The following is a 4257-nucleotide window of genomic DNA, read 5'->3' as shown; positions in this document are numbered from 1 at the left end:
TGGCTCGCCTTATGTTTTCCCGGCCAGACGAGCAAGCCATCGTCCACATATGGGGCCAGATACGCTAAACCGGGCCATTTCTAAACTCTTTGGTCGCGAGCCTGGGCGCAAAAAACAGCCACCCAATAAAATGGGTAAACTCGAACACTTTACCGTACACGATTTACGCCGCACCTTTCGCAGTCTTGCTGCATCTTTAGGCATTGCAGGCAACGTGGCCGAACGCTGTCTTAACCATAAGCTAAAAGGCGTTGAGGGTATCTACGACCGACACGATTACTTTGAAGAGCGCCGTATTGCCCACTAAACCGTAGCTGATGTGGTTGAACCGCTGGTGAACTTTGAGCCCGCTTCACAACACCACACAGGAGGGCGTTAACATGCAACTGATGATGCGACTCGCCCCCATTACCTTTCCAATAGCCATGCTGGCAGGCCTTGGTTGGTGTATTGGCATTGCCTTACTCGAACAACCTCATGGCATAGGCTACGCACTTACCCGGCATTGCCTGATGGTATTCGTGGTACTCGCTCCTTGGCTGACGTTAAAACTCACGTTCTACGTGATTGTCAGCCTAGGACGTAAACTAGGACTCATCCCGCCTGCACGCCCAACGTACAGCCTAGGTTATGAAGAATCACTCTATTGGTTCAGAGTATTGGCGTTCTTCGATGGCAAACGCAGCCGTATGCCAAAAAAGTCAATCAGGCGAAACTAACAAGACAGCCAACTGCTCACTTACTGTGGGCAGTTGGGACAATGGGGCAACATTTGATACCACAGGCTTTAGAAGGTGAATAAGAGGGATTTGAACCGCCCCAAGGAATGGGGCAATTGGGGATGCGGTAACAACTCCTAACCGCATCAAGAATACCAAACTTGCAAAAGTCCCAAATTGGGACTAACATCTATTTATGAGAATTATCGCACTATCAACCTTAAAAACATTTTGGGAAGACAGCTCAGAATACATTGACGCTAAAGAGCCAACGTTAGCGTGGTATAGGCATGCATTAAACGCTGATTGGGGAGCACCGGCGGATGTGAAACAGGACTTTAGAAATGCCAGCATCCTCAAAGATGGGCGTGTCGTGTTTAACATTGCCGGTAATAAATACCGGTTAGTTGTTTGGATCAATTATGCCTACAAAGTGGTTTACATACGGTTTATCGGCAGCCATGCGCAATACGATAAAATTGATGTACAAACGATTTGAAGCCAAAAGGTAGTAACAAGAGGTAAATATAATGGACATCAGACCTATTAAAACAGATGCCGACTACCGCGCGGCATTAAACGACATCGAAAACCTAATGATGGCGGAGCCTGATACCGTCGAAGGCGAAAAGCTGGACATTTTGGTTACGTTAGTCGAGGCCTACGAAGCAAAGCATTTTCCAATGGATTTGCCAGACCCTGTTGAGGCAATAAAGTTTGAGATGGAGAGCAAAGGCTTAACCGTTAAAGATCTTGAACCCATGATAGGTAAAAGCAATCGTGTTTATGAAATCCTAAACCATAAGCGATCACTCACGCTAAAAATGATTTGGAAACTTCATGAAGGGCTAGGTATTCCAGCCGAGTCGCTGATCAAGCCACCGCAAGTTCGCGCTTCATAGCGCTGCGAATCAAAATTAGTTTGTTATGAATGACGCTCGCTACCCAAACATTTCTGCTATTGATAACAGGCTAGCTGAGCTTGAAAATGAAAAGCAGCAGCTTCTCGCATTGAGAGAGGCTTTGCGTAGCGCTCAAATCGAGCGTTCAGTACAGGCATTCACGCCAGAACAAAAGGTCGCCCTATTCAGACAACGATTTCGTGGAAGAGAGGATATCTTTGCAAATCGTTGGCAAAATCAACAGGGCCGCAGTGGCTATTCCGTAGCCTGTGATAATGAATGGGTAAACGGGGTTTGCAACAAACCCCGCATTAAATGCCAAGACTGTTCACACCGAAAGTTTAGCGAACTAAACGAGCACATTATTTACAGGCACCTTGCCGGTCATCAAGTAGTGGGGCTGTATCCCTTACTGAAAGATAATACGTGCTATTTGTTAGCCGCCGATTTTGACAAAGGCTGTTGGCAAGAAGAAGTCAAAGCAATGTCTAAAGCGTGCCAAGCGTTTGATATTCCTCACGCGATAGAAATCTCGCGTTCTGGCAACGGGGCGCACTTATGGATCTTTTTTGAAACCAATATCCCAGCGAACCAAGCTCGGGCACTGGGTTTCGCTTTGCTTGATAAAGCCATGGAAATATTTCCTAATCTATCGTTTGGCTCCTATGACAGGCTCTTTCCTAACCAAGATGTCCTTCCTGAAGGCGGGTTTGGCAATCTCATTGCGCTACCACTTCAAAAGGAGGCTCGCCTTTCAGGCCGTAGTTGCTTTGTTGACAGTGATCTGAATGCCATCGATGATCAATGGCAGTATCTTGCTGGGCTTAAAACACTCACTCAGTCGAGTATTGACCAACTCATAACAACCATTTCACCCAACACCCTATTACTATCCGAACAGGGGCTAACAGACAACCGCCCACCTTGGGAAATCACAGCCAAAGCCGCACCAATAAAATTAGAGTCTTTGCCAAAAAACGTGACCATTACCTTGGCCAACCATATCTACTTTTTGATGAGCGAGTTACCTGGGCCACTACTGGCAGGACTCAAGCGATTAGCTAGTTTTTCTAATCCTGTGTTTTTTAAAACACAAGCGTTGCGTTTTTCAACCCATGGCATTCCAAGGTTTATTTCCTGTGCTCGTATTGAAAACGGTTATCTAGCACTACCGCGAGGCTGCCTCGATGATGCGATTACTTTGCTACAAGAGCAAAACATTTTGCCACTATTTGACGATAAGCGTGAAACCGGTAAACCATTATTAAAACTTACCCCTGAGTTCACTTTGCGAAAGAACCAGCGTGACGCAGTGGCCGCAATATCTAAACATGACTTCGGTATTTTGCATGCGCCAACCGCATTTGGAAAAACGGTTACTGCCATTGGTATGATCGTAAAACGCAAAGTAAATACCCTAATACTGGTTCATAGCCGGCAACTGCTCGAACAATGGCAAGAGCGATTACGCACGTTCCTACCCGAAATAACCATTGGCAGTATAGGCGGGGGGAAAAGAAAGCCGAGTGGCATTATCGACATTGCCACCTACCAAAGCTTGGTCAATAAAAAAGACAATTCCATCACGCCTCTCATCCAAGACTACGGCCACATTATTGTTGATGAATGCCATCACTTATCCGCGCCAAGGTTTGAAATGGTACTCAACGAGGTAAGAGCAAAGTATGTATTGGGCCTAACAGCAACACCAGAGCGACAAGATGGTCATCAAAAGATCATTTTTATGGCGGCAGGACCAATTCGCTACAAAGTGAAACAAAGCCCTGATGAGCAATTTACTCAAACCGTGATGATTCATCAGCGCTACGATATACCGCCAGCTGAGCTAATAACAACAGATGAGCGCCCAAAAATAAGCGATGCCTACCGCTGGCTTGTCAATAATGAGCAGCGCACTTCAAAAGTTGTCTCAGACGCCTCTCAGTGTGTTCAAAATGGCGGACACCCGTTAGTCCTTACAGAGCGAAGAGAGCACGTAGAGTACATACACTCACGACTTACCGAGTTGGGTATAAGCACTGTCGTACTCAAAGGCGCCATGAAAGCTGCGGAACGCAAGAACGCTGACAATCATCTGCAATCGGCTCAAGTCGTCGTCGCCACAGGAAAATATGTGGGCGAAGGATTTGACCTGCCAAGACTGGATACGTTGTTTTTGGCCATGCCAATCGCATGGAAAGGCACGTTGGCCCAATATGCTGGTCGTATTCATCGTGAGTCGGAAGGAAAAACACAAGTCACCATTCACGACTATGTGGACTGCGCCCTCCCTATGCTGCAACGCATGTTTAAAAAACGCGAGAAAAGCTACAAGGCAATGGGGTACGCCCTTGAGTACATTGATTACAACAGTAACAAGCAACCTTCACTGAAGTTGGAAAACACCTCTTCATCAAATCCCAAGTCAAAATAAACAGCAGCACTTGATTAAACACTTCCCCATGCCTTTATCCCCTTACGCCAAAACCACTATCCGTTTGGCTTTTGGATCGAAACGCCAAACGGGGAAATTAGCCCATTTGCGCTCCGGCATCGGCACTGAGATCAATCACGCGCACTTGCTGGCCGGCTTTTACACGCTTGCCGATACTGCCCAGATGGCTTTCGAGCGTCAC

General features: G+C 46.7%; 4 protein-coding genes and 1 pseudogene. All 5 read left to right on the top strand.

Annotated elements, in window-relative coordinates; all coding sequences use genetic code 11:
• Positions 1-379: pseudogene (locus tag L655_RS0100420) on the top strand (integrase); the annotation flags it as partial.
• Position 380: 1 nt separating this feature from the next.
• Positions 381-719, top strand: coding sequence for a hypothetical protein (locus tag L655_RS0100415; RefSeq protein ID WP_024603721.1), 339 nt, complete (start codon positions 381-383; stop codon positions 717-719).
• A gap of 196 nt (positions 720-915) precedes the next feature.
• Positions 916-1218, top strand: a complete 303-nt coding sequence (locus L655_RS0100410; RefSeq protein WP_024603720.1) for a type II toxin-antitoxin system HigB family toxin — start codon at positions 916-918, stop codon at positions 1216-1218.
• Positions 1219-1249: 31 nt separating this feature from the next.
• Positions 1250-1621 carry a transcriptional regulator gene (locus L655_RS0100405; RefSeq protein ID WP_024603719.1) on the top strand — a complete coding sequence of 124 codons (372 nt, stop codon included), beginning with the start codon at positions 1250-1252 and terminating at the stop codon, positions 1619-1621.
• 25 nt (positions 1622-1646) lie between these two features.
• Positions 1647-4055, top strand: coding sequence for a DEAD/DEAH box helicase (locus L655_RS0100400; protein ID WP_024603718.1), 2409 nt, complete (start codon positions 1647-1649; stop codon positions 4053-4055).
• The last annotated feature ends 202 nt before the right edge of the window (positions 4056-4257 follow it).

The sequence above is a fragment of the Pseudoalteromonas sp. TAE79 genome (genome assembly GCF_000498015.1).
GTDB lineage: Bacteria > Pseudomonadota > Gammaproteobacteria > Enterobacterales > Alteromonadaceae > Pseudoalteromonas.
The sequence above is the reverse complement of the archived record's forward strand: the minus strand, read 5'-3'. Positions and strand labels throughout refer to the sequence as shown.

Bases quoted from the DNA above. Each gene is read 5' to 3' on its own strand.
- L655_RS0100415 (WP_024603721.1), top strand. From the start codon at position 381: ATGCAACTGATGATGCGACTCGCCCCCATTACCTTTCCAATAGCCATG.
- L655_RS0100410 (WP_024603720.1), top strand. From the start codon at position 916: ATGAGAATTATCGCACTATCAACCTTAAAAACATTTTGGGAAGACAGC.
- L655_RS0100405 (WP_024603719.1), top strand. From the start codon at position 1,250: ATGGACATCAGACCTATTAAAACAGATGCCGACTACCGCGCGGCATTA.
- L655_RS0100400 (WP_024603718.1), top strand. From the start codon at position 1,647: ATGAATGACGCTCGCTACCCAAACATTTCTGCTATTGATAACAGGCTA.